We start from the raw sequence: 23,316 nt of genomic DNA, 5'->3' as shown, positions 1-23,316 counted from the left end.
GTTGCTATATATATGTTATATAGTCGACAAAAACGGAAATTCAACGATTAACAACGTATTAAAATATACGTATAATAAAAAAAGGCCTGATTAGATCAGGCCTTTTTCGTTGTATTGTGTTTGTATAATATTTCAAGATATTAAGCTTAGTCTCTTTTCAGTCCGAATTTTTCGATCTTACTGTACAGGTGACTTCTTTGTATATCAAGGTCATCAGCTGTCTTGGAGACATTCCAATTGTTTCTTTCCAATTTGTATTTAATGAATTCGCATTCAGAGAAGTCTTTAAAGTCTTGGAAAGAGGTAAATTGCTCCATATCAAATCCATTGCTCGTATGGTTTCCGGCAAGGCTATTTGCAGTGATCGGACCGCCTGGGTTAGCAAATTTCAACACATCTTCTTCGGTGATTTTCTTATCACACAAGATGATCAAGCGTTCGATCATGTTCCTTAGCTCACGGATGTTACCGCTCCAAGGCAAAGATTGAAGGGTTTTCATGGCATCTGGTGTAAAAGCTTTGACAGGCATGCTATACTCTGCACACACTTCTTCGCAGAAGGCATTGGCTAAAGTTGGGATATCATCCTTACGTTCGGCCAAAGAAGGCACATGGATCAAGATAACACTAAGACGGTGGTACAAGTCCATACGGAAGTTGCCCTCTTCAATCTCTTTCAAAAGATCTTTGTTGGTTGCAGCAATCACACGCACGTTGACATCGATTTCTTTTTCGCCACCTACCCTAGTAATTTTGTTTTCCTGTAATGCCCTCAATACCTTTGCTTGAGCAGAAAGGCTCATATCACCGATCTCATCCAAGAAAAGGGTACCATTGTTAGCTTGTTCGAATTTTCCGATTCGCTGTTTTACCGCTGAGGTAAAGGATCCTTTTTCATGGCCGAACAATTCAGATTCGATCAATTCAGAAGGGATTGCGGCACAGTTAACTTCGACCAAGGTTGAGCTAGAGCGAGAGGATTTCTCGTGCAGCCAACGCGCGACCAATTCTTTTCCGGCACCATTGGCCCCTGTGATCAATACGCGGGCTTCTGTTGGGGCAACTTTGTCAATGGTATCTTTGATCAAATTGATACCCGAGGAGTCACCAAGGATTTCTTTAGTTTTGGAGATTTTACGTTTCAGGACTTTTGTTTCCTTGACCAAGGAGCCTTTTTCCAGGGCATTCCTTACGGTTATCAATAACCTGTTGAGGTCAAGAGGTTTTTCCAGGAAGTCGAAAGCACCTTTACGAGCAGCTTCAACAGCTGTTTCGATGGTACCATGACCTGAGATCATGATGAACGGGATGTCGGAAAATTCTTTAGCAGCGGTCAGTACTTCCATACCGTCCATTTTGTTCATCTTGATATCACATAATACCAAGTCGATTTTTTCTTTCTGCAAGATCTTCAGACCGTCCTCACCGTTGTCGACATCGAGGACTTTGTAGTCTTCATATTCCAAGATATCACGTAACGAGCTACGGATTGGGCGCTCATCATCTATAATTAAAATTGTTGTCATAACTTAACACACTTGTTTATAGGCAATAGAAAATGTACAATAATTAAAAAAAAGAAGCAAACCTTGTAAGCCGGGTTCTGTATTCTAAAATAAGAATTTCTATCATTTATCTAGGTCTGCATTCACACACAGACTCCATCAACCTACCCATTGCAAGTGCCCGAAGGCAGAAAACGAGCCGCTTCCTAATCTTGCAACCTATTTGGTCTTTCAACATACGAGGTTTACCGAGATGTATGTCGCCATACAAATCCGTGAGCTCTTACCTCACGTTTTCACCCTTACCCCGAGGGGCGGTATATTTTCTGTGGCACTTGCTGTCTGATAAAAAATCAGCCTTCCCGTTAGGAAGCGTATCGCCCTATGTTGCCCGGACTTTCCTCTCCATGTAACATGCAGCGATAGAACCAGTTTGCTTCAATGTGCAAAACTACGAAAAATTCAATGGAATAAGGCTAAACATACATTTTTGATAGAATTGAAAAATAATTAACAAGAAAAGTAAATATTTTTCACTTCGCCTGTAGCGAGCTAAATTTTATTGTCGTTATATGATAAAACATAAGTCGACAAGATGTTCTTTTTAATTATTTATTAAACATTATTTATAACTTAACATGAAAACTACTACATTTTTAAGGACATTATTAGCTGTTACAGCAATGGCAGGCGCATTGACAACTATTTCTTGCACGAAAAAGGAGGATCCAAAACCAACAAAGAAAAAGACCAAGCTAGTAAATGTGGTCTACAGAATTAACTCTCAGGAAAAAGATTTGAAGTTAAAATCTTTAGTGGTAACTGGATACAAAGGTCAAGATTCAACTATCGCAGTTAAAGACACAGACAAACTTCCAAGAGAAATCAGATTGAGAAGACCGGCTCCAGCTAAGAACGCTGCATTGAAAATCAAAACTACAGTAGACAAACCAGGAAAAGTGAACCTAGAAATTTTGGTTGACAACAAATCAGTAAAAAAAATAGAGGCTAACATTACTGACATTAAAAAAGAAGGTCTTTTAGAGCACAAGTTTTAATCATATAAACCCAAGAACAAGAAACTACTTTTTCCAAAATAATTACCAAGGCTGTACGTAAAAGTTACAGCCTTTTTTATTGTCAGCAAGTTTCTCTTAAATATCTTGTGCGATAGCAAAGCCAGCGGCCCATGCCCATTGGAAATTGTAACCACCTAACCAACCGGTGACATCCACTGCTTCCCCTCCAAAATAAAGCCCTTCCTGCTTTTTACTTTCCAAGGTTCTTGGGCTCAATTCATCAGTGGCTATCCCTCCTCGCATAACCTCAGCCTTATCATAACCCTTATCTCCGGCAGGTTTAACTTTAAACTTATGGATGCTCTCTGATACCAATTTGGCATCAGCCTTACTCAGGGAGGCTATTTTTAGCTGAATAGGCAGGAACTCCCCTAAGGCATCTACCATCTTTTTAGTAAAATGGTCGTTCAATAACTGCCCAATAGTCCTTTTTCCAGCATTGTTTCTTTCTTCCTTGATCAGGTTTTCCAAATTGAATTTCGGCAAAAGATCAATGGTAAACTGTTCTCCAGGTTTCCAATAGGAAGAAATCTGTAGGATTGCTGGACCGCTTAGTCCCCAATGGGTAAAGAGTATATTTTCTTCAAAGGAGATCTTATCGTTATAGACTCTGGAGAACACGGAATTTCCCGCAAGCGAGGCATACCAATTTGCATCTTTACCAGTAATCGTCAAAGGGACCAAAGCAGGTGCAGTCTCTACTATCCTATGGTCAAACTTACGCGCCAGCTTGATGGCAAAATCGGATGCCCCTAATTTGGCAACAGGTAAACCTCCGGTAGTTAAAACGACTTTAGGTGCAGATATTTTAGCTTTTTTACCGTTTTTCTCATAGCTGATTTCGAATCCGGTATCTGTTTTCTGCACATCAGTCACTAAGGTATCTAACCAGATATCCTGCCCTGTATCATACATCAACTTGGTAAATACCGCGACAATATCCTTGGCTTTATTCGAGACTGGAAATAATTGACCTAAGGTCTTTTCATGGCCTTCAATATTCCCAAATTGTTCGAAGAAGGTAATGGTATCTTCCACCGTCCATTGGGAAAACACAGCATTAAGGAATTTCGGATTTTCTGAAACGAAATTATCTGTTGAGGTATATAGGTTTGTAAAGTTACATCGACCACCACCAGAGATCAGGATCTTGGCACCAGGTTTTTCATTGCGTTCAATCAACAAAGTTCTTTTTCCCAGCAATCCTGCCTGTACTGCGCACATCAGTCCGCAGGCACCAGCTCCAATGATTATCGCGTCATAATCTTTCATTAGGAAATCAGCTCTCCTTCCAAAGAAATGGTTCTTTGTTCTGCCCAAGATTTTTCTGCTAGCTCCAATATGCGAATGACATCGCGCGCTTGCTCAGGTTTGATAAACAAATCTTCCTCACCTTTGATGGTAGCGACAATATTCTTATAGAAATCTTGTCCTGACCCATATTCGCTTTCAATTTTCTCTTCCACATCTTTTCCATTTTCCAGAATGGAAAGGGTACCCTGAAAAGCTGGATCTTCCATACCCCAGTCTTGGATATTTGCGGGAACCGCACCATCACGCAATAAAGCTTCCTGAGCATCTACGCCCCATTTCACAAAACAGCCGTTCATACCATAGACCGCATATCTGGCAGTAGGGATTTTAGCTAGCATCTGTCCTTTAAGGGACACCTTAATCCCTGGAAAAGACAGGATAAATTCGAAATCATCAATAGCCTTGGCCCCATCGCGCTGAACACGGAGGTCAGCGAAAATGGATTCTGGTTTTCCAAAGACCTGCAATGCTTGATCGATCAAATGAGCACCTAGGTCATAGTGTATTCCTGACCCCGGAAGGTTCTCCTCACGCCAAGCTCCAGCTCTCAAGAAGTTCCTGAAACGGTCGTAACGCGCTTCATAATTCACTACCCGACCCAATCTTCCAGATTCAATTACTTTTTTAACGGTTTTGAAGTCTGAATGATAACGTGCATTGTGATGTACGGAAAGTAGAAGTCCCTTTTCTTTTGCCAATGCAATCAATTCATCAGCTTCAGAACTATAATTAGTAAATGGTTTTTCAACGATCACATGCTTACCTGCTTCAAGAGCAGCTTTCGCTAAACTGTAATGCACATCATTGGATGTAGCGATCGCAATGATATCCACTTCAGGATCATTGATGATATCATCTGCCGACAATACTCCGATAGCATTGGGATAACGCTCGGCCAACATTTTCTGTTGTTCCGGTTTGCGTGCGGTGACTTTGTATAATTCTAGATCAGGGTTGCCATCAATAAATGGGGCATGAAAAACATGCCCCCCTATTGAAAATCCGATTAATCCGACTTTAAGATTTTTCATAGTTACATTCTTTCCGGTACTTGGATCCCTAGCATGTTCATGCTTTCCGCAATAATCCTTGCTGCCGAAGCAGACATTTGCAGACGGAAACCTTTGACATTTTCGTCTTCAGCTTTAAGGATCGTTTCCTCGTGATAAAATTTATTATAAAGTTTTGCTAGATCATAAGCATAGTTAGCCAATTGCGCAGGACTGAATTCTTGCGCAGAAGCTTCGATGATAGCAGGATAATTTGCCAATGCCTGGATCAAGTCGCGCTCATAAGTTGAAATGGATGCAGGTGTTTTCACATCGGCACCAGTATATTCCGCTTTGCGAAGCACTGATTTAATCCTTGCATGGGTATATTGTACAAATGGGCCGGTATGACCTTGGAAATCCACGGATTCATTTGGATCAAAAAGCAAGCGTTTTTTAGGGTCTACCTTTAACAAGAAATATTTAAGGGCCCCCATACCGATGGTTTGGTAAAGCGAAGTTTTTTCTTCTTCATTAAAGCCTTCGGTCTTACCTAATTCTTCTGTTCTTTCCTTGGCCGTTTCTATCATTTCAGCCATTAGATCATCGGCATCTACGACTGTTCCTTCTCTGGATTTCATCTTGCCGGAAGGAAGGTCCACCATCCCATAGGATAAATGGTAAAGGCCATTTGCCCATTCCTTGCCTAGTTTTTTCAAGATGGCGAACAACACCTTGAAATGGTAATCTTGCTCATTTCCTACAACATAGATGGATTCATCCATGTTGAATTCATCATATTTCAATTGCGCAGTACCTAAGTCCTGAGTGATATATACCGAAGTACCATCACCTCTAAGCACCAGCTTTTGGTCAAGGCCTTCATCGGTTAGATCGATCCAAACAGAGTTGTCTTCTTTTTTGAAGAAAACACCTTTTTCAAGACCTTCTTGTATGATGTCTTTACCTAAAAGGTAAGTTTCAGATTCATAATAGAATTTATCGAAATCTACACCCAGTTGTTTGTAGGTTTTATCAAATCCAGCATATACCCAGCCATTCATGGTTTTCCAAAGGTTGATGACCTCTGCATCGTTTGCCTCCCATTTTTGGAGCATCACTTGTGCTTCTTTCATCAATGGAGCATTCTTTTTAGCTTCATCTTCGGTTTGGCCATCTTGTTTCAGCTGGTCAATTTCCTTTTTGTATTCTTTATCGAATACCACATAATATTTACCCACTAAATGGTCGCCCTTTAAACCAGCGGATTCAGGTGTTTCACCGTTACCGAACTTTTGCCAAGCAAGCATTGATTTACAGATATGTATCCCTCGGTCATTGACTAAGTTGGCTTTTATCACCTCATAGCCGTAAGCTTTAAGGATTTCAGCCACGGAATAGCCCAATAAGTTGTTACGAATGTGACCTAGGTGCAAAGGTTTGTTGGTATTTGGGGAAGAATATTCCACCATCAGTTTTTTACCGTTTTGAGGGTATTTTCCGAATGAATCAGGGAGGATGGTTTTGTTCAACAGTTCTATCCAGTATTCATCAGAGAAACTGAGGTTCAAGAAACCTTTGATCACATTGAAGTCGCTGATCTCTTGAATGTTTTCTTTTAGATAAGTACCTATTTCATTTCCAGTAACTTCCGGAGATTTTTTAGAAAATCGGGTAACCGGAAATACAACTAAAGTGATTTGACCTTCAAACTCTTTTCTAGTCTCTTGTAATGCGAGTTGAGAAGCAGGGATTTCCGCTCCATACAATGCATTTACCGCTTCAACTGTCTTCTCAATAAGCAGCTCTTGGATTGATTTTGCCATGTAAATATTTCGTAATATTCGTAACTTTCTGATAATGAATTTAAAAAATAACACGTTGATTATTTAGGTATTCATCGTGAAAGCATATCTTTGCCAAAAATAATAAAAAATGCAGAGCTATCAGGAATTTCTTGACTTAAGTGTTGGTTTTCCGCAAGACGGATTCGATATCATCGATGACGAATTGTACTTCCACGATTTGAATTTGATGGAAATGATAGAAACGTACGGTACTCCCCTACGTTTTACCTATTTACCCATTATCAGCAAAAAGATACAACAAGCGAAGATCTTATTTCAAACAGCCATGTTGAAATATAATTATCGCGGATCATATAAATACTGTTATTGTACTAAATCATCGCATTTCAAACACATCGTTGAAGAGGCATTGAAGAATGACATCCATTTGGAGACCTCTTCGGCTTTTGATATGCCAATGATTGATGCGCTGGAGAGACAAGGAAAAGTCACCAAGGACATTACAGTAATTTGTAATGGTTTTAAAACCTACCAGTACAAACAATATATCGTCGATATGTTGCATGATGGATACCACAATATCATTCCAGTTTTGGACAATAAAGAGGAATTCAACATGTATGATGATGAAGTTGAGCTTTCTGAACCTTGCAACTTAGGTATCCGTATTGCAGCGGAAGAACAGCCAGATTCACAATTCTATACTTCCAGATTAGGGATCCGTATGGAAGACGTTATCGACTTCTACAACAGCAAGATCGTAGATAACCCGCACTTTAAAGTAAAGCTATTACACTTCTTTATCAATTCGGGTATTTCTGACACACCATATTACTGGAATGAGTTGGAGAAATATGTGACCCTTTACTGTAAGTTCAAAAAGATCAATCCTGATCTGGATACCTTGGATATTGGTGGAGGTATGCCATTTAAAGACTCATTGGTTCATGATTTCGATTATGAATACATGGTCAATGAAATTGTAAACCGCATCAAGCAGATCTGTGCGCACCATGAGGTGGTAGAACCAGATATCATTACAGAATTTGGTAAATACACCGTTGCGGAGGCTTCAGGTATCCTTTATAAGGTATTGGGCAGAAAACAACAGAATGACCGTGAGAAATGGTTAATGTTGGATGGTTCGTTTATCACCAATCTTCCTGATGTTTGGGCTCTGAACCAGAAGTATATTTTGTTACCGATCAACAATTGGGATTCAGAATATGAGCGTGTTAACCTTGGTGGTATCACCTGTGATGGCCAAGATTACTATAACCAGGAAGCACATATGAACTCGGTATTTATGCCGAAAACAAGAAAAGTACAATACCTTGGATTCTTCCATACGGGAGCTTATCAAGAAGTATTGAGCGGTTACGGAGGTATCCACCACTGTTTACTGCCATCACCAAAGCATGTTTTAATCCGCAGAAATAGAGATGAGACATTTAACTATGAGGTGTTTGGCGAAGAGCAAAACTCAAAACAAGTCATGAAATTATTGGGATACCAATAAGCAAGAAGATTTTGAAATAAAAAAAGCAAGTTAACATACATTAACTTGCTTTTTTGTTTTATCGCTAAAACATGCTACCTTTCATCCATCCAGCAACATTAGCCCACTGATCTCTTTTCGTAACGGTCGAGGCAATTGCATAAATACCTCAGGTTTTAAATTTAGTTTTAGGTTTTTTGAGCCTGCAATTGGTAAGACCCAAAACAAATTTTGAAATCCCCCGCCTAACCACTTTCCATCATTAGCGAGGTACTCTTGATACTTCTTGTCCAAATCATTAATTGTTTTAAAAAACGACTGGATCGAAGAATCTTCAATTAAATACATGACTTACTGTTTATGTTAAAGAACTAATGTAAAATTATAAATGATATTTAACTATTCGTTAATTATTTTATTATTTATTGATTAACTTTTACATAATTATTGATATTAAGACTAGGATACTTTAACTAATTCATTTATTGCAATCAGATTACAGATAATACTGTAAATTGTGCCGCATTAACATGAAAAAAATATTTAAGATACTTATGTATATCATTCTTGCCTTAGTCTTGATCATCGCTGTGGCAGTATATTTATTGAGCCGGTCGGATCAAATGGGCGCTTTGGCTTCTGCGGATCGATTGAAAAGAATGGAGCATACCGCCACCTTTAAAGATGGGGTATATGACAATCTAGAAAAAACACCAGCAATCAAGGAAGGTGTAAGCCAAGTCGCTGTATTCAAGTCTTTTTTCTTTGAAAAGGATAAAAGGAATGTTCCTTCAAAACCATTACCGGTAGAGATTACTGATTTAAAAAATATTCCCTTGGACCAGAATGTCTACGTGTGGTTTGGTCATTCCTCCTATTACATGCAATTGGATGGAAAAAGAATATTAGTGGATCCCGTATTGAATGGGAATGCTTCACCGATTCCAGGCAGCGTGAAAGCATTCAAAATGACCCATAAATACAAGGCGGAGGATTTTCCTGAAATCGATATCCTTATCCTTACCCATGATCACTACGACCATTTGGATTATCCTTCCATATTGCAATTGAAAAGCAAGGTCAAGGATGTCGTGACAAGTTTAGGTGTTGGAGCCCATTTTGAAAAATGGGGCTATCCTACTGAACGGATCCATGAGTTATATTGGGGTGAAAAGTTAACCCTAGACAGCTTGCAATTCACTGCTGCGCCAGCAAGACACTTTTCAGGCCGTTGGTTAAAGAGAAATACCAGCTTATGGTCTTCTTTTGTCGTTGAATCCGATTCGTTGAAGATATTTGTAGGTGGAGATTCTGGCTATGGCAAACATTTTAAGGAAATTGGTGAGCAATACGGTCCTTTTGATGTTGCTATCCTTGAAAATGGACAATACAATGAATTATGGAAATACATCCACCTGATGCCTGAGGAAGCTGTTACAGCTGCCCAGGATTTACTGGCGAAAAGAATCATTCCTGTTCATAATTCTAAATTCCCACTTGCCAACCATGCTTGGGATGATCCTATGATCCGAATTAGCAAAGAAGCTAAAAATAAAAATGTTCCCATTTGGACTCCAAAAATGGGACAGCTTATTTACTTAGATAAAGATAATGACACCAAAGAATGGTGGATAGGGGTTGAATAAACCCCTATGATGTTTTTCTATAGTTCCAAATGGCAAGGCCATTCAGCAAAATGGCAAATCCTATAATGATCAAGAAATGATGCTGGATATCCTGAAAGTCACTTCCCTTTAATACAATCATACGGACCACTTCAATGAAGTATGTTACAGGGATCATTTTCGTCACCACATAAGCCCATTGAGGCATGCTGTCAATGGAAGTGAACAGGCCGCTCATCATCATAAAAATCATGATGAAAAAGAATGCGACCGACATCGCCTGTTGCTGGGTTTCGGAGATCGTAGAAATCAACAATCCTAAACCTAAAATCGCAATAAGGTAAATGGACAGGTATCCATACAACCAAAACATATTGCCTACTGGCACTAATCCATATATAAATCTGCCGACCACAAATAATCCAACCGTAAAGACAAACATTCCGATGATCCAAAATGGAATCAGCTTACCGAGGATGAATTGATATTTCTTGATTGGGGTTACATTGATCTGTTCAATGGTTCCAACTTCTTTTTCCTTTACGATATTCAGGGCGCACATATACGAACAGACCATGGTCACTAAAGCGACCAGAATCCCTGGTACCATAAACTTATTGTAAATCAGATAGGGATTGAACCAATTGGAAGAGGTGACATCTATCAGTGAATTGGCAGAAACTCCATTTTGATTGACCCATTTAGTCCGGATATCTTCATTGAAATCCATTATGATCCTACTGAGATAGCTTGATCCCAATCCAGCTTTTACTCCGTTGATGGCATTAGCGGCAATAAACAGCTCTGCAGACTTCTCTTTTATCAGATCTTTTTCAAAGTTTGTTGGAATTTCAAGTATTAAATCCGCCTTTTCACTTTCGATCTGCTTCAACGCTTCTTTAAAGGATTGCCCATAAGCGGTCAACCTAAAATATCCAGAGGCTGTCATCTTAGCAATCAATTGCTGTGAAGCCGGAGAATGATCATGGTCTACGATAGAAACATTGATGTTTTTCACCTCGTAATCCGCTGCAAAAGGTAGAATGATCAATTGCATGATAGGTGCAACAAATATCAAAGGGAGCAATGCTTTATTTCTAAAGATCTGCTTAAACTCTTTTCTCAACAAAAACAACAATGATCTCATTCTAACCTTGTTTTAAAATTTTTCAAACTTAATACCAAAAGGATAACTGTCATCCCTATCAAAATCAAGGTTTCCTTCCATATGGCAGCAATCCCAAGACCTTTCAGCATAATGGATTTTACGATGATATAATACCACTTTGATGGAACCAAATTGGATACCAGCTGCAATGGCATGGGCATGTTTTCGATAGGAAACATAAAACCGGTAAACAACAGGATCGGCAGCATCATCCCCATCATGGAGATCAGCATTGCTGCCTGTTGGGAGTTCGTCACATTGGAAATCAAAAGCCCTACTGACAAGGCACAGATGATCAACAGCGCACTCTCAGCGACCAACAAAATAAGACTTCCATGAATTGGCATGCCCATGAGCGTCACGGCCATGATCAGGATAACTGCCAAGTTGATCAATGACAACATAAAATATGGCAGAGCCTTAGAAACTATTACCAGAAATGGATTAAAAGGCGAAACCAGCAAGATCTCCATAGTGCCCATTTCTTTTTCCTTCACGATAGAAACAGCTGTCATCAGCACACAGATCAACATAAGCACCAATGCCATAATACCCGGAACAAAGTTCATCGCTCCTTTTAGCTCGGGATTGTAGAGCATCCTCAATTCGGTGTTGATGGAATAAGGCATTTCCTGTCCCTGCATCAGATCCATCTGATAATCCATGATGACAGCATTTGCATAGTTCTGAAGGGTACTGGCCGTATTCGGGTCAGAACCATCGGAGATCACCTGGATTTGGGCTTTTTTCAGGTGCATTAAATCCTCATTAAACTTTGCTGGGAACACCACAGCAAGCTTAATATTTTCCTTTTGAAAGGAGTCCTCAATATCTTTATAGCTCATCAAAGATTTCGTGACTTGGAAATTCCGATTGGCTTCAAACTTTCTCGTTATTTCCTGAGTGGCTATATCTTGGGAATAGTCACAGATTACGATTTTTGCATTCTTAACCTCGTTGGTCAGGGCGAATCCGAACAATACGATCTGCACGATCGGTAATCCAAACAACATCAGTAAAGTCTTTCTATCCCTGAACACATGGTAGAATTCCTTACGAACGAAGGACATAAACTGTTTCATCTAATCTCCCTTCCTTTTAGCGGCGCGAGCCAGTTCATAAAACACGTCATCCATGGTTTCCGCTTTATATGTTCTTTTAAGGTTTAGCGGGCTATCCAAAGCTTTTATCTCTCCATCCACCATCATCGAAATCCGGTTACAGTATTCCGCTTCGTCCATATAGTGGGTAGTGACAAAAATGGTTATCCCACGTGCTGCAGCAGCATATATCAGGTCCCAAAACTGCCTTCGGGTAACGGGATCCACTCCCCCGGTCGGTTCATCCAAGAAAACAATCTTTGGATCGTGGATGACAGCAACGGAGAAGGCCAACTTTTGCTTCCATCCTAAGGGCAAGGAGGCTACCAATTTCTTGGCTTCATTTTCCAGACCTAAGGTCCTTAACAGTTCAGTCCGTTTATCTTTCAGCTGCTTGTAATTGAGGCCATAGATACCGCCGAAAAAATCAATGTTTTCATTAACCGTCAAGTCCTCATAGAGCGAAAACTTCTGGCTCATGTAGCCTATATTTTTCTTGATTTCCTCCGTCTGTTTATAGATATCGAAACCAGCAATATTGGCATTTCCAGAACTTGGTTTTGAAAGACCGCAAAGCATTTTCATGGCGGTGGTTTTGCCTGCACCGTTGGCACCCAAGAAACCAAAGATTTCACCTTTATAGACCTCAAAACTGATGGAGTTGGTCGCAATGAAATCGCCAAATTTCTTAGTGAGCTTATCAGTCTTTATTACAACTTCGTCTGTCATGTTAGTTCATTAGGTTAATGAAACAATCCTCAATATTGGGTTTGATTATCTTGATATCCAATCCCAGATGGTTTTGATTTCCAAGAGATTTCAGCAGCATTTCTTCTGCATGATCGCTATCTTCTTTGAAACTGATATGATGGTACTCACCAAAGGCATTGCAGGTTTTGATATTGGGATTATTTCTGAGATCAACCAATAGTTTGCCCATATTATTAGCTTTGATGGCATACAAAGGGTCTGGATACTGCTTTATGATTTCATCTGGAGACTCAACGCTTAGAATCTTGCCATTTTGTATCAAGGCAATACGCTCGCAAAGGGTAGCCTCGTCCATGTATGGGGTTGAAACCAAGATCGTAATCCCTTGATCCTTTAGCCTAGCCAACATGTCCCAAAACTCTTTCCTCGACACCACATCAACTCCTGTTGTCGGTTCATCTAAGAATAAAACCTCGGGCTTATGGATCAGGGCGCAGCACAAGGCTAGTTTTTGTTTCATTCCCCCAGACAATTTACCCGCCCGTCTATCCTTGAATGGTTCGATCTGCACATAAATATCCTTGATCAGATCATAGTTTTCCTCAACCGTAGTTCCAAAAACTGACGCGAAGAAATTAAGGTTCTCCTCAATGGTTAGGTCTTGGTACAGTGAAAATTTACCGGGCATATAGCCAACTAGCTTCCTGATCTGTTTATAGTCTTTGACAACATCTAAACCTGCTACACTTGCAGTACCTTCTGTAGGCAACAGAAGAGTAGTCAAAATCCTGAAAATACTTGTCTTTCCTGCTCCGTCCGGACCAATTAGACCAAATAGCTCACCCTTTTTCACAGAAATATCCACATGATCCACAGCGGTGAGTGACCCTTTATTGTAGGTTTTTACCAGATCAACTACTTGCACCATATCCATATCAGATAAACTTTATTTCAGCATACATGCCAATCTTATACCTTCCATCATTCTTTACCTTGACTTTGATAGCATAGACTTGATTAGCCCTTTCGTCTTTGGTCTGTATAGTCTTCGGAGTAAACTCTGCTTTACTGTTAATCCAAGTGATGATCCCCTCAGAAGTATGGTATCCACCGTTTCCATCATCAGTCAACACCTGAACCTTTTGGTTCAACTTGACATTTGGAAGCTGATTGCCGGTAATATATGCCCTCAATATCATGCTGGACAGGTCGGCGATCTTATAGAGTGGTTTTCCCATGCCTGCAGATTCGTTCACTTCGGCATATTTAGTCAAGACCGTCCCTTGGACAGGATTCACGATTTTAGATTTCTTTAATTGATCTTCCAATTGATAGATCTGCACTTCCAAAGGCACGACCTCCTTCCCTATACTTTGATTTGAAATCGAAAGGCTGGATTGTTGTGCTTCTAACTGTCTATTGAGCAATTTTATCTGCGCATTGATATCATCTAACTGCTTAGGGGTCGCTGCGTCACCAGCGATCAGGTTTTGGGTCCTAATTCTCTCCCTTTCTAAGTGCTGGATTTGTTCTTTAATGGCAGATAGCTGGACAGGTATATTCGGTTTCCTACTTAATCCAGCCCCAACCTGAGCCTCTAATTGGCGCTTTTTTAGATAGGTCTGCACCGTATCTATATAGCCAATTTGTTGCCCCACAGCTAACTGGTCCCCTTCTTCTAGATTAAACTCTTTGATGGTTCCATTCGCCTCAGCAGAAATTATGGTCTCTATTGCCTCAAAACTCCCTGAGGCATCGAAGGTATCTTTATCATTTTTACAGGATCCCAAAGCCAGTATTCCAGTACTTAGGAACAAATATATTTTCAGTCTTTTCATTATGATTAGTTTTCTGCTTTTCCAGATGTTGTTTGTAAGTTATATTGAGCCATTAAGAGTTGAACTTCATGCAAGGCGAGGTTCTGTTTTGCCTGTTCCACCACATTCACCGAAATAAGGTAATCGTTGCTGCTGGCAGTGCCATAATTCAACTGGTTCAATGTAGAATTCTTTACTTGCTCCCGAAGGTCGATTATCTCTTGATCGGTTTTCAGCAATTCTTGAAACTTAGACAGTTCTGTTTGCTGTTGCGAAAGGCTCATTTTTGTATTGAATAGGAAAGTTTCCTCTTGCACATCCAATATCCGTTGGTTGTTCTTTATGATATTCTTTTCATTTTTCTGGGTATAGAAACTGTTCAGGTTCCAAGCCAAACGCAATCCGGCAATATAAAAGCCTTGCGTTTCGGGATTCAGCATATTCAATGCCGGCTGCCCAACACCACCTTGAACAAATAGGCTAAATTGTGGCAAAGACTTATTATCAATCAATTTATTCTGAACATCAAGAGATTTCCTTTGTAAAGAAAATAAGGTCTGTTCCGGCCTATGGATTTCATAATTCCATTGCAAGGCAGCTGGAGTCTGTAATTTGGTGTCAGGACCTAGCTTTTGTCCAATCATTACACCTAGAACTTCCAGATAAGCTTTCTTGTTGAAATCCAATTCTGTAATTCTTTGCTCAGCTTTCAATTTTTCCGCTTTCAGATTACTAGCAGAACTCCTAAGCGCAACACCATTGGCAACCGCAGTTTCCATTTTTTCAATGCCGCTCTGTAGGTCTTGGACACTCAGATTAATCTGTTCTTTTTGTCTATCCAAAAGCAATACGGCAAAATAAAGGTTATTGATCCTTTCTTTCAGCTTGTACATTTCCACCTCAACTTTTTGGTTTTCGACGGCAGAACTGGCATTTAGGTTTTCCTTTTGGTCCTTGAGATTAAAAAGACCAGTCAAGGATTGAGTCAGCTCAGCATAAACCTTATATTGACTCTTGCTTATGCTTGGGATATCCATATTGGGAAGCTTAATAGGCATCGATGTCACATCAGATTGATGTGTTGCCTGACCGGCCACAGACAACTGTGGCATGACAGCCTTTTGAGCATTATCCAAGGAAAACTCATTCGTCCTTGATATGAGATCTTGTTGCTTGATTAGTGGGTAATTGGAGCGAGCTAAAGTGTAGCAATCCTCCAAAATCAGTTTCCCTATCTCACTTTGGGCAATAGCGAAGCTATTCCCTATTCCCATAAAAAGAATAAAACTTAAAACTTTCGTAAAGATATTTACCTTAATCATATATTTTAATATATTGATTTAAACAATTGACCAATTTATAGACAAAAAATAGACTATGCTTTAAACATAGCCTGCACCCAAATGGGAATCAACTTCTTACGTTCTTCCATCAAGGCAAAAAATTCATTGTTGTTGAGCCCCGTTCCGTTCATGATCATAGGTTGAGCAATAAAAGGAAACAGGACCATACCCAAAACGTTCATAATAAATTGAATAGGACTAACCTCCTTCAGGGTTCCATTCTTTATTTCCTCATCCAATTGTTGGACAAAGAATGATTCTCCTAAGATTTCACGGACAGGAATTTTCTCGAGAATATTATTGACATTGGATCGGATCTCACTCACGATAAATCCAGGAATCTCGGGTTTATCCTTTATCGAATCGATATAATGCTCAGCAATGGCACTGACTTTCTCCAATAAGGTAGACTCATGGTCATTTAATACCAAGACCAAGCCTTTCATAAACTCACCTAGTGTTTCCAGCATAATGAGTTCGAAAAGCTTTTCCTTACTTCTGAAATAATAATTTAAAAGGGATAGGTTGATTCCTGCTTCATCAGCAATATCTCTGGTCCTAGTCGCTGCATATCCTTTCTTATGAAATACAATGCGCGCTGCTTCTTTTATTTTGTCTTCGGTTGATGTATCTAATTCCTTCTCTTCCTTCTTATTCATCTTTTGGCTTTTCACTTGAGATTGCCCAAAGGTAAGAACATTTAAGAGAATTAAACAAATATTTTAATCAAATGACCAAACTTTTTAAAGAAAATGAACTAAACAACCAATGGAAGCTTATTTTTTATGTAAAATCATCCCATGATCAAACCTCAAACTGTCCATATTTTTGAAAACAAACTTCGAATCGATCTCTTCCACATCGCCAAAGCCTTCAATCAACCCTTCTGGAACAATTCCAAAAACTGTCTCCCTAACAGAGTTTACCCCTTCTGACATAAAACTATATTCACCCACCAATAAAGAATCCTTGATTACTCCTCGGAATTCTCCATGGTTCTTGTCTTTTTCTTGAAAATTATAGCTTAATGGTCCAATAAGAGAGTCGTTTTGACTTTTCAGATCCAATAAAATCGTATCTCCATTTTCATCAAACACATATTTTCCGGCCAATTCTGAAGCGGTCCATTCATCTGCCACAGCATCATTTTCTTTGTTGTCTTTAGCCTCCTGTCCAGAATTATTACAAGCACTCATACTTAATACCAAAACCGGGACAACAAATAATGACTTAGCGATATTTCTCATGTTTATCTTTTTTTTATTGTTATAACGTATAATGATACGTAATGTTTCCGTAAAATCTTGATAAATCTATATTCCAGACCCATTTCCAGTAGATTTATATTTGTAACTTTATATACTATGAATATTCTTACAAAGTCTTTCGAGACGAATTATAATACAGCTCCCTTTTCCCAAATCAAAAACGAAGATTACGTTCCAGCCTTTCAGGAAGCAATAGCTGAAACTAAAGGGGAAATTGAACAGATTGCATCAAACACTCAAGCAGCAACCTTTGAAAATACGATCGAGGCACTATCCTTCTCTGGAATGCAATTAGATCGGATTTCCAATATATTTTTCAATCTCCATTCTGCAGAAACGAATGATGAATTAGAAAAGATTGCTGTACAGGTAGCTCCCATGTTGGCAGAATTAAGCTCCGACATCACCTTGAACTATGAGTTATTCCTAAAGATCAAGGAGGTATATGATCAAAAAGACAACCTAAATCTTAGCCCTGAACAAGAAACTTTATTGACCAAAAACTATAGAGATTTCGTTCGCAATGGCGCCTTGCTATCGGACGAAAAGAAAAAAGAACTCAGGGGAATCGACCAGGAAATGTCGGTATTGAAATTAAACTTCGCAGAACATGTATTGGCGGATACCAATGCCTATCAATTACATATCTTGAAAAAAGAGGACCTGCATGGCCTTCCTGATTCTGTGATCGAGGCAGCACATGAACTCGCAAAAGAAGAAGGCAAAGAAGGCTGGATTTTCACCTTAGACTATCCTAGCTACATCCCATTTATGACCTATGCCAGCAACCGCGAATTGCGAAAAGAATTGGCAATCGCTGCTGGTAAAAAAGGCTTTCAGGACAATGCAAACAACAATGAAGAAATAATCCTAAAAATTGCCAAACTGAGACATCAACGGGCTAAATTATTAGGTTATGATTCCCACGCACACTTCAAATTAGAAGAACGTATGGCTCAAAACCCCAATACCGTTACTTCATTTTTGAATGACCTCCTTGCAAAAGGCAAACCAGCAGCATTAAAAGAATTTGCCGAATTGAGCCAATATGCAAAAGAAAAGGATGGTTTAGACCATTTAGAAAAATGGGATGGCAGTTATTATTCAGAAAAACTGAAACAAGAACGTTTCAATCTGGATGATGAAAAGTTAAGGCCATATTTCAAATTAGACAATGTCTTAAATGGTGTATTTGAAATTGCCCACCGTCTCTATGGCTTGAATTTTAAGGAAATCCAGAATATAGACAAATATCATCCAGAAGTACAGACCTATGAGGTAAGTACAGATGAGGGTGATTTAGTCGCGGTTTTCTATGCAGACTTCTTCCCCCGTAAGGGCAAGAGGAATGGCGCATGGATGACCTCCTACAAATCGCAATATATTAAAGATGATCACAATGAGAGACCTCATGTTTCGATCGTCTGCAACTTTACTCGACCTACTTCAAGTAAGCCCTCTTTGTTAACATTCAACGAGGTTACCACCCTGTTCCATGAATTTGGCCATGCCTTACATGGCATGTTGGCAGACACGACCTATCCTACCCTTTCCGGAACTTCCGTTTTTTGGGACTTCGTCGAACTTCCAAGTCAAATTATGGAAAACTGGTGCTATGAAGAGGAAGCTTTAAAACTTTTTGCCAAGCATTATGAAACTGGCGAAACCATTCCCATGGAATACATCCAAAAAATCAAAGATTCTGCTTCCTTCTTGGAAGGGCTGACAACGGTCAGACAGTTGAGCTTCGGTCTTTTAGATATGGGTTGGCATGGACAGGACCCAAGTGCTATCAGCAAGGTGAAAGATTTTGAAACTCAACAGTTCGCGGAAACTGCGATCTATCCCGATGTCAAGGAGAATGTCATGTCCACATCTTTCTCCCATATCTTTGATGGCGGTTACTCTTCGGGATATTACTCCTATAAATGGGCAGAGGTCCTGGATGCAGATGCTTTCGATTATTTCCAACAGAAAGGTATCTTCAATCGGGAGGTTGCAAAAAAATTCAAGGACAATATTCTTTCAAAAGGCGGTACGGAACATCCAATGAAACTCTATAAACAGTTCCGTGGAAAAGAACCGTCCGTTGATCCTCTTTTGAAACGTGCTGGATTGATCTAATCCATATCGAACATAAATGAAAAAGGCTTAGATTAAATATCTAAGCCTTTTTGCAATTCTGATTCAAACACAGAATCTATTTTCCAGGTGGACTTATCTTTTGATGCCTTAACAGCCAATTGGTCACATCGCTCGTTTAGCGGATGCCCAGCATGGCCTTTTACCCATACCAACTTGACCTTATGCAGTTTATATACATTCATCAACCGCATCCAAAGGTCTTTATTCTTCTTTCCTTGAAATCCTTTCTGAATCCAGCCATACACCCATTTTTTATCAATGGCATCGATGACATATTTCGAATCCGAAAATACGGTCACTTGCTGATTGAGGTTCTTCAAGGCTTCTAGACCAATGATAACTGCCAATAATTCCATTCGGTTATTGGTCGTTTTCCTAAAGCCTCCAGAAAATTCCTTTTCGATTAGTTTACCTTGAAATTCAGGATTTGCCCCTTGATAAATTGCCCTTAAGATAGTTCCATAACCACCAGGACCAGGATTTCCGCTGGATGCGCCGTCAGTATATAATTCAATCATTGCTGTAAAAATAACGATTTAATTGTAAGTGATGGATTTATATTGTAACTCGCTGTTAGGCAGGCTCTGTAAATATCTTGTATTTTTCCCGCATGAATTGAATCACTCCTGAAGATACAATCACGATCGTCAACCCTATAATACAGCCAATGCCCGTCGATAGTGCACGATAGATTGGCGTATAGGCAATCTGTGTATGGTGAGGTTCTATCATGATGATCAATAAGGCCACGATTGCTACCCTTGCCATGTTCAGGATCTTGAATCCCCAACATAGGAAAATGGTCAGCACGATACCTGTCATAATAGAATATACCGACTTTGGCAACAGCCAAACACAGCCCATGGCTACGACCGACCCTACAAAATTCGACTTAAATCGCTCAATTGAAAGCCTTTTCGAATCCTTTTCCTCAGGAGAAATAACTAAAATAATGGATAATAATGCCCAGAAGACCTCAAACTGTTTAAACCTTAGATACAATAAGTATCCAATAACAAAACCAATCAGACACCGGATGATATAAATTAATAGAGGTGAGGTAATGACCCGCTTGACAAACCTCGCTGTATTACTGTTGAGATTCATTGCCGCAAAAATACTGTTTATTAAATTATAATTAAAATTAACCTCATAAGATTGAATGACCCTGACAAACCGATTTGGAAATCAGCGCTTAACAAGGAAACCGTCGATCCTACAAACAATAAAAAAGGCACAATTTTGAATTAATTGTGCCTTAGATATTATGCAATATAAATTAGTAATTTTCTCGATTTAATTGTTTTGCGTTCTTAACTTTTTCATCCAGTAGCGCCAATTTAACCACTTCACGCATCTCGCTTACATAATGGAAATTCAAGTCTTTGATATAATCTTCCTTGATCTCCAAAATATCCTTTTGGTTGGACTTACTCAAGATGATATCCTTGATGTTTGCACGCTTAGCCGCTAATATTTTCTCCTTGATCCCTCCTACTGGCAATACCTTGCCACGTAAAGTGATCTCACCGGTCATAGCCAATTTTGGTTTTACCTTATGTTGGGTAAACAAGGATGCCAAGGCAGTCAACATGGTGATGCCGGCAGATGGTCCATCTTTAGGTGTAGCACCGGCAGGCACGTGAATATTCACATCCCATTGATCGAAGACTTTAAAATCAATTCCAAACTCATCAGCATGAGAGCGTAGGTAGGCCATTGCAATGGCAGCAGATTCTTTCATCACGTCACCTAAGTTACCCGTCAAGCTCAGCTTCCCTTTTCCCGGGCTCAAGCTAGATTCAATAAATAGGATATCACCGCCAACCGAAGTCCAGGCTAAACCAGTTACAACCCCAGCGATATCATTGTTCTCATACAGGTCCTTGTCAAAGATCGGTGGACCTAAGATTTCCTCCACATCCTCTGCCGAAAGGTTATGATCATACGGTTTTTCCATCACGATCCTCGTTGCAATACCGCGTACGATCGAACCGATTTTCTTTTCCAGACCACGGACACCCGATTCACGGGTATATTCTTCAATGATTTTCTCAATCATCTTAGGTTTCAGAGCAATGTCTTTTGCTTGGATACCATGCATTTCACGCTGCTTAGGCAACAAGTGTTTCTTGGCGATCTCAATCTTCTCCTCAATGGTATAACCATTGACTTCAATAATCTCCATACGGTCCAAGAGTGCAGGCTGCACACCGCTCAATGAATTGGCAGTGGCAATGAACATCACTTTGGAAAGATCATATTCCATTTCCACATAATGATCGTAGAAGTGGGTATTTTGTTCAGGATCCAAAACCTCCAACAAAGCTGAAGAAGGATCACCTTTAAAATCAGAACCTATTTTATCAATCTCATCCAAAACAAACACAGGGTTTGAAGCACCTGCTTTTTTCAAGGATTGAATGATACGCCCAGGCATGGCGCCGATATAAGTTTTTCGATGCCCCCTGATTTCCGCTTCATCACGGATACCTCCCAAGGCCATACGGGTATATTTTCTTCCTAAAGCTTTAGCAATAGATTTCCCCAACGAAGTCTTACCAACTCCTGGAGGCCCTACCAAACATAAGATTGGAGCTTTCATATCATTTTTCAGCTTCAAGACAGCCAAATATTCAATGATACGTTGCTTCACTTTTTCCAGACCATAATGATCTTTGTTCAAAACCTTTTCTGCTCGAGCCAAATCGAAATTGTCCTTGGTAAATTCACCCCATGGCAAATCCAACAACAATTCCAAATAGTTCAACTGCACCGAATAATCAGCAGCAGCGGGATTGATACGGGCCAATTTCTCCAATTCCTTTTGGAAATGTTTGCCCACATCCTCTCTCCATTTTTTCGCTTTTGCCCTTTTCTTCAGTTCTTCGATTTCAAGGTCCGGGGTATTCCCTCCCAATTCCTCCTGAATGGTCTTCAGTTGTTGGCTCAAGAAATAATCGCGTTGCTGCTTGTCTAAATCAATCCTTACCTTATTTTGGATTTGATTCTTCAGCTCCAACATCTGGATTTCAGTCGTCAAATGCTCCAACAATTGTTTAGCACGCTTCACAAAATCCTTGATTTCCAATAAGTCCTGTTTCTGCTCCAGCTCCAATGAAAGATTTGAAGAGATAAAGTTCACCAGGAAAGTAGGACTTTCAATATTCTTGATAGCAATTCCTGCTTCACTTGGTAGGTTTGGCGATAGTTGAATGATCTGCAAAGCCATTTCCTTCACAGAAGAGATCAAAGCCTTGAATTCTTTACTGCTCGTTTTTGGTTTATCCTCCGGAAACTTCTCTACACGAGCGATCAGGTAAGGCTCAGTTTGAACCAATTCCTTTAGTTTCACACGCTGCTTACCCTGAATGATCACCGTTGTGTTACCATCAGGCATCTGAAGGATCTTGATGATATGGGCTACAGTCCCTACTTTGTTCAATTGTTCAAAAGTAGGATCCTCAACCGTCATATCTTTCTGCGATACCACAGCAATAGTGCGATCACCCTTATAGGCATCCTTTACCAATTTAATAGACTTATCTCGACCAACCGTAATAGGGATCACCACACCCGGAAAAAGAACCGTGTTCCTAAGGGGTAGAATCGGGAGTTGATCGGGAATTTCTGCATTCCTCATTTCATCCTCATCCTGTTGAGTCAATAAGGGAAAGAATTCAGTTTCTTCGTTTATGATAGGTAACGTTTGATTAAAATTGAATGAATCAAATTTGTTCATATGTACATGTCCAGCTTGCCGACATCTTGTCAGACGATCAGCTATTTTTTATTTTAAAATTAATGAACTCATATAGTGCAAGCAAAGTGCCAAGTCCGAAATTTGGTACATTTTATGCTATTATTGATTTGTATCTGTTAAATCGTCAGTAATCAGCACATTCTTTGTCACCTTTGTGTATAGATTTCTGCAATATTTAGAAGC

General features: G+C 39.7%; 20 protein-coding genes and 1 other RNA gene. 4 read left to right on the top strand and 17 right to left on the bottom strand.

Translation table 11 applies throughout. The annotated features are described in order from the left end of the window. Positions 1 to 146 precede the first annotated feature (146 nt). Positions 147 to 1,526, bottom strand: a complete 1,380-nt coding sequence (locus NMK93_RS05920; protein WP_254528341.1) for a sigma-54 dependent transcriptional regulator — start codon at positions 1,524 to 1,526, stop codon at positions 147 to 149. Between the two features lie 50 nt (positions 1,527 to 1,576). Next, positions 1,577 to 1,944, bottom strand: an RNA gene (gene rnpB / locus NMK93_RS05915) — RNase P RNA component class A. Between the two features lie 199 nt (positions 1,945 to 2,143). On the opposite strand from rnpB, the gene NMK93_RS05910 reads away from it, so the two are divergent. Further along, entirely contained in the window at positions 2,144 to 2,563 is a 420-nt protein-coding gene (locus NMK93_RS05910) for a hypothetical protein (protein WP_254528339.1), read from the top strand. Positions 2,564 to 2,659: 96 nt separating this feature from the next. Here the strand turns inward: NMK93_RS05910 and NMK93_RS05905 are convergent, their stop codons facing one another. The 3 genes from NMK93_RS05905 to argS are packed head-to-tail and all read right to left on the bottom strand — an operon-like array spanning position 2,660 to position 6,713. After that, positions 2,660 to 3,856, bottom strand: coding sequence for an aminoacetone oxidase family FAD-binding enzyme (locus NMK93_RS05905; protein WP_254528655.1), 1,197 nt, complete (start codon positions 3,854 to 3,856; stop codon positions 2,660 to 2,662). After that, on the bottom strand, positions 3,856 to 4,929 hold the full coding sequence (locus tag NMK93_RS05900; RefSeq protein ID WP_254528337.1) for a Gfo/Idh/MocA family oxidoreductase: 1,074 nt from the start codon (positions 4,927 to 4,929) through the stop codon (positions 3,856 to 3,858). Before NMK93_RS05900 ends, NMK93_RS05905 begins: the two co-directional genes overlap by 1 nt. A 2-nt stretch (positions 4,930 to 4,931) precedes the next feature. Next, positions 4,932 to 6,713, bottom strand: coding sequence for an arginine--tRNA ligase (argS, locus tag NMK93_RS05895; protein WP_185213638.1), 1,782 nt, complete (start codon positions 6,711 to 6,713; stop codon positions 4,932 to 4,934). Positions 6,714 to 6,822: 109 nt separating this feature from the next. Here argS and NMK93_RS05890 point away from each other — a divergent pair, with 109 nt between their 5' ends. Next, a complete protein-coding gene (locus NMK93_RS05890) occupies positions 6,823 to 8,214 on the top strand; it encodes an arginine decarboxylase (RefSeq protein ID WP_185213637.1) in 1,392 nt (463 codons plus the stop codon). Positions 8,215 to 8,295: 81 nt separating this feature from the next. Here NMK93_RS05890 and NMK93_RS05885 read toward each other — a convergent pair whose 3' ends face one another. Beyond that, positions 8,296 to 8,541, bottom strand: a complete 246-nt coding sequence (locus NMK93_RS05885) for a hypothetical protein (RefSeq protein WP_185213636.1) — start codon at positions 8,539 to 8,541, stop codon at positions 8,296 to 8,298. A 182-nt stretch (positions 8,542 to 8,723) separates the two neighbouring features. On the opposite strand from NMK93_RS05885, the gene NMK93_RS05880 reads away from it, so the two are divergent. Next, complete coding sequence (locus tag NMK93_RS05880) at positions 8,724 to 9,839, top strand: MBL fold metallo-hydrolase (protein ID WP_254528335.1); 1,116 nt, start codon at positions 8,724 to 8,726, stop codon at positions 9,837 to 9,839. Positions 9,840 to 9,843: 4 nt separating this feature from the next. Here NMK93_RS05880 and NMK93_RS05875 read toward each other — a convergent pair whose 3' ends face one another. The 8 genes from NMK93_RS05875 to NMK93_RS05840 all read right to left on the bottom strand — a co-directional run bounded on the left by NMK93_RS05875 (position 9,844) and on the right by NMK93_RS05840 (position 17,204). Further along, complete coding sequence (locus NMK93_RS05875) at positions 9,844 to 10,965, bottom strand: ABC transporter permease (protein WP_254528333.1); 1,122 nt, start codon at positions 10,963 to 10,965, stop codon at positions 9,844 to 9,846. Continuing rightward, positions 10,962 to 12,068 (bottom strand): ABC transporter permease, encoded by a 1,107-nt coding sequence (locus NMK93_RS05870; protein ID WP_185213634.1) that lies wholly within the window; start codon positions 12,066 to 12,068, stop codon positions 10,962 to 10,964. Before NMK93_RS05870 ends, NMK93_RS05875 begins: the two co-directional genes overlap by 4 nt. Next, positions 12,069 to 12,815: an ABC transporter ATP-binding protein gene (locus tag NMK93_RS05865; RefSeq protein WP_254528331.1), complete on the bottom strand. Its 747-nt coding sequence runs from the start codon at positions 12,813 to 12,815 to the stop codon at positions 12,069 to 12,071. A 1-nt stretch (position 12,816) separates the two neighbouring features. Beyond that, positions 12,817 to 13,725: an ABC transporter ATP-binding protein gene (locus NMK93_RS05860; protein ID WP_254534189.1), complete on the bottom strand. Its 909-nt coding sequence runs from the start codon at positions 13,723 to 13,725 to the stop codon at positions 12,817 to 12,819. A gap of 7 nt (positions 13,726 to 13,732) precedes the next feature. Continuing rightward, on the bottom strand, positions 13,733 to 14,635 hold the full coding sequence (locus NMK93_RS05855) for an HlyD family secretion protein (RefSeq protein WP_254528327.1): 903 nt from the start codon (positions 14,633 to 14,635) through the stop codon (positions 13,733 to 13,735). 5 nt (positions 14,636 to 14,640) lie between these two features. Further along, positions 14,641 to 15,936, bottom strand: a complete 1,296-nt coding sequence (locus tag NMK93_RS05850) for a TolC family protein (RefSeq protein WP_254528325.1) — start codon at positions 15,934 to 15,936, stop codon at positions 14,641 to 14,643. Between the two features lie 53 nt (positions 15,937 to 15,989). Beyond that, positions 15,990 to 16,616 (bottom strand): TetR/AcrR family transcriptional regulator, encoded by a 627-nt coding sequence (locus NMK93_RS05845; RefSeq protein WP_185213629.1) that lies wholly within the window; start codon positions 16,614 to 16,616, stop codon positions 15,990 to 15,992. A 117-nt stretch (positions 16,617 to 16,733) separates the two neighbouring features. Next, positions 16,734 to 17,204 (bottom strand): hypothetical protein, encoded by a 471-nt coding sequence (locus NMK93_RS05840; RefSeq protein ID WP_185217235.1) that lies wholly within the window; start codon positions 17,202 to 17,204, stop codon positions 16,734 to 16,736. Between the two features lie 117 nt (positions 17,205 to 17,321). Here NMK93_RS05840 and NMK93_RS05835 point away from each other — a divergent pair, with 117 nt between their 5' ends. Continuing rightward, positions 17,322 to 19,349: a M3 family metallopeptidase gene (locus NMK93_RS05835; RefSeq protein ID WP_254528323.1), complete on the top strand. Its 2,028-nt coding sequence runs from the start codon at positions 17,322 to 17,324 to the stop codon at positions 19,347 to 19,349. Between the two features lie 32 nt (positions 19,350 to 19,381). Here the strand turns inward: NMK93_RS05835 and rnhA are convergent, their stop codons facing one another. The 3 genes from rnhA to lon form a co-directional block, all read right to left on the bottom strand. Next, positions 19,382 to 19,888 (bottom strand): ribonuclease HI, encoded by a 507-nt coding sequence (gene rnhA / locus NMK93_RS05830; RefSeq protein ID WP_254528321.1) that lies wholly within the window; start codon positions 19,886 to 19,888, stop codon positions 19,382 to 19,384. A gap of 55 nt (positions 19,889 to 19,943) precedes the next feature. Next, entirely contained in the window at positions 19,944 to 20,477 is a 534-nt protein-coding gene (locus NMK93_RS05825; protein ID WP_185213625.1) for an aromatic acid exporter family protein, read from the bottom strand. A gap of 172 nt (positions 20,478 to 20,649) precedes the next feature. After that, positions 20,650 to 23,112: an endopeptidase La gene (gene lon, locus NMK93_RS05820; protein ID WP_185213624.1), complete on the bottom strand. Its 2,463-nt coding sequence runs from the start codon at positions 23,110 to 23,112 to the stop codon at positions 20,650 to 20,652. Positions 23,113 to 23,316 lie beyond the last annotated feature (204 nt).

The organism is Sphingobacterium sp. LZ7M1 (genome assembly GCF_024296865.1).
Taxonomy (GTDB): Bacteria; Bacteroidota; Bacteroidia; order Sphingobacteriales; family Sphingobacteriaceae; genus Sphingobacterium.
This window is presented reverse-complemented; position numbering and strand designations above follow the sequence as displayed.

Bases quoted from the DNA above. Each gene is read 5' to 3' on its own strand.
- NMK93_RS05920 (WP_254528341.1), bottom strand. From the start codon at position 1,526: ATGACAACAATTTTAATTATAGATGATGAGCGCCCAATCCGTAGCTCG.
- NMK93_RS05910 (WP_254528339.1), top strand. From the start codon at position 2,144: ATGAAAACTACTACATTTTTAAGGACATTATTAGCTGTTACAGCAATG.
- NMK93_RS05905 (WP_254528655.1), bottom strand. From the start codon at position 3,856: ATGAAAGATTATGACGCGATAATCATTGGAGCTGGTGCCTGCGGACTG.
- NMK93_RS05900 (WP_254528337.1), bottom strand. From the start codon at position 4,929: ATGAAAAATCTTAAAGTCGGATTAATCGGATTTTCAATAGGGGGGCAT.
- argS (WP_185213638.1), bottom strand. From the start codon at position 6,713: ATGGCAAAATCAATCCAAGAGCTGCTTATTGAGAAGACAGTTGAAGCG.
- NMK93_RS05890 (WP_185213637.1), top strand. From the start codon at position 6,823: ATGCAGAGCTATCAGGAATTTCTTGACTTAAGTGTTGGTTTTCCGCAA.
- NMK93_RS05885 (WP_185213636.1), bottom strand. From the start codon at position 8,541: ATGTATTTAATTGAAGATTCTTCGATCCAGTCGTTTTTTAAAACAATT.
- NMK93_RS05880 (WP_254528335.1), top strand. From the start codon at position 8,724: ATGAAAAAAATATTTAAGATACTTATGTATATCATTCTTGCCTTAGTC.
- NMK93_RS05875 (WP_254528333.1), bottom strand. From the start codon at position 10,965: ATGAGATCATTGTTGTTTTTGTTGAGAAAAGAGTTTAAGCAGATCTTT.
- NMK93_RS05870 (WP_185213634.1), bottom strand. From the start codon at position 12,068: ATGAAACAGTTTATGTCCTTCGTTCGTAAGGAATTCTACCATGTGTTC.
- NMK93_RS05865 (WP_254528331.1), bottom strand. From the start codon at position 12,815: ATGACAGACGAAGTTGTAATAAAGACTGATAAGCTCACTAAGAAATTT.
- NMK93_RS05860 (WP_254534189.1), bottom strand. From the start codon at position 13,725: ATGGTGCAAGTAGTTGATCTGGTAAAAACCTACAATAAAGGGTCACTC.
- NMK93_RS05855 (WP_254528327.1), bottom strand. From the start codon at position 14,635: ATGAAAAGACTGAAAATATATTTGTTCCTAAGTACTGGAATACTGGCT.
- NMK93_RS05850 (WP_254528325.1), bottom strand. From the start codon at position 15,936: ATGATTAAGGTAAATATCTTTACGAAAGTTTTAAGTTTTATTCTTTTT.
- NMK93_RS05845 (WP_185213629.1), bottom strand. From the start codon at position 16,616: ATGAATAAGAAGGAAGAGAAGGAATTAGATACATCAACCGAAGACAAA.
- NMK93_RS05840 (WP_185217235.1), bottom strand. From the start codon at position 17,204: ATGAGAAATATCGCTAAGTCATTATTTGTTGTCCCGGTTTTGGTATTA.
- NMK93_RS05835 (WP_254528323.1), top strand. From the start codon at position 17,322: ATGAATATTCTTACAAAGTCTTTCGAGACGAATTATAATACAGCTCCC.
- rnhA (WP_254528321.1), bottom strand. From the start codon at position 19,888: ATGATTGAATTATATACTGACGGCGCATCCAGCGGAAATCCTGGTCCT.
- NMK93_RS05825 (WP_185213625.1), bottom strand. From the start codon at position 20,477: ATGAATCTCAACAGTAATACAGCGAGGTTTGTCAAGCGGGTCATTACC.
- lon (WP_185213624.1), bottom strand. From the start codon at position 23,112: ATGAACAAATTTGATTCATTCAATTTTAATCAAACGTTACCTATCATA.